General features: G+C 34.0%; 1 protein-coding gene. It reads right to left on the bottom strand.

What is annotated here, in order from left to right; translation table 11 throughout:
• Positions 1 to 386 precede the first annotated feature (386 nt).
• Positions 387 to 1445 (bottom strand): copper amine oxidase N-terminal domain-containing protein, encoded by a 1059-nt coding sequence (locus tag WMO19_RS09660; protein WP_349171660.1) that lies wholly within the window; start codon positions 1443 to 1445, stop codon positions 387 to 389.
• Between the last annotated feature and the right edge of the window lie 185 nt (positions 1446 to 1630).

Below are 1630 nucleotides of genomic sequence, written 5' to 3'. Positions count from 1 at the left end.
CGTATAAGTGCAATTTTTTTATATAAAAATATCTGTTAGAGATTTACTCCCCAACAGATATTATAGAGCCTTTTTTTACGCTCATTTTACAAGAACTTGTTACAATAATTTTGGTGATAATATGAATTTTTCCTTTATTATAAAGTCCATAGCTTATGTGATGTTAGAATTTTTATATGGCTACAAGTTAGAAAAATCAAATTTATGTAAGAGAAAATATTTTTATCTCTTAAGCCTCCTTGTTCTTATTTTAGAATTTTTAAAAATAAAATATTATAGGTCTGGCTTCTGGGACAAACATTCGATAAGCTTTCTAATTGCCTATAATTTGTATTTCTTTATAAATATCAAAACAAAAAAGACTAGCCTAAGCTAGTCCTTAAAATTTAAAATTTTTTGTAAGCCTGATCGTAATATACATCAAGAGTCTTTAATAGCTTTTCCATATCCTTCTTGTTGGCCTTGATGAACTTAATCTTTTTTGCATTTGCAATTTCTTCCTTTATTTGCTCTATCATTCTCTCTGGAGTGTCGTGGTAGTGAAGGGGAAGTCTGAAATAGCTAAAAGTTCCATCGTAATTTATATAATAATCAAAGTGCTCAAGTCCTGCCATAGATGGACCAGAGGCAAGACCCATGCAGTCTCTCTTGTAGTAGTCTTCTCCCTCCGTTTTTTCGTAACCTGACATGGCTTCTCCCCTTTTAGTCAAGCCTATTCCAAGACCATCATTGTTGGGATTTAAAAATGGATTTTTGTTTAATTCAGGTCCAAAAAATCCTCCAGCCTTGGCGAAAGAAAGCCAAGCAAGACAACCCTCAACATCTCCATTCTTATAGCCCTTAAAGACCTTGGATTCTTGTGCTCTCATAGTCCTTTCATAATTAACTTTTTCTTCATCAGTCTTGCCTGCCATGTCCTTATTGTAAAGGTAGTCGAGACCAAGTGGGTCCAAGACTTCCTTCTTTTCTTGAAGGTCCTTTGTCTTTTCATCCTTAAGCTTGTTAGACTCATAATTATCGCCAATTACAACCACTCTCTTGTCATTATCCCAATCAACCCTTTCGCCAAAGGCTTCGGCAATTGCCCTTATAGGCACAAAGGTCCTGTCATCTTTAATTACAGCTGGCGCATCAAGCTCTATCCTTCTATATACATTGCTGGAAAGGTCTTCCATAAATTTTTCATTAATAACAAGTGAAAACTCATTGCCCTTTTCATCCTTAATGATTACCTTTTTATCATCATTATTCCAAGTAACAACCTTTCCCAAATTTTCTGAAATAACCCTTATAGGTACCATAGTTCTGCTCTCAGAAATATAGGGCGCCACATCAGAATTTACAATTTTGCCCTTGACCCAAAGCCTAATATCAGAATTTGCAAAAACAAAAGTTGGTATAGCAAGAGCCAGTATGGACGCTCCCAAAATAAATTTCTTCTTCATAAAAAACCTCCTTATAAATTATAATTTTTAATTATGTAACTCTTTAAATCAATTATATATGAGTGGGTATGAAAATACAAAAGAAAAATAATCATAACCACCGGCTAATGTGGTGACCCCATAAAGTTGGACCTAATACCAGGACTGGTAGTTTATTAGTACTGGTATTATTTTATTACTTTCCA

The organism is Peptoniphilus hominis (ex Hitch et al. 2025), from assembly GCF_040096015.1.
GTDB classification, from domain to species: Bacteria; Bacillota; Clostridia; order Tissierellales; family Peptoniphilaceae; genus Peptoniphilus_A; species Peptoniphilus_A hominis.
Note: the sequence above shows the minus strand (reverse complement) of the source record. Positions and strands in the feature narration are given on the sequence as shown.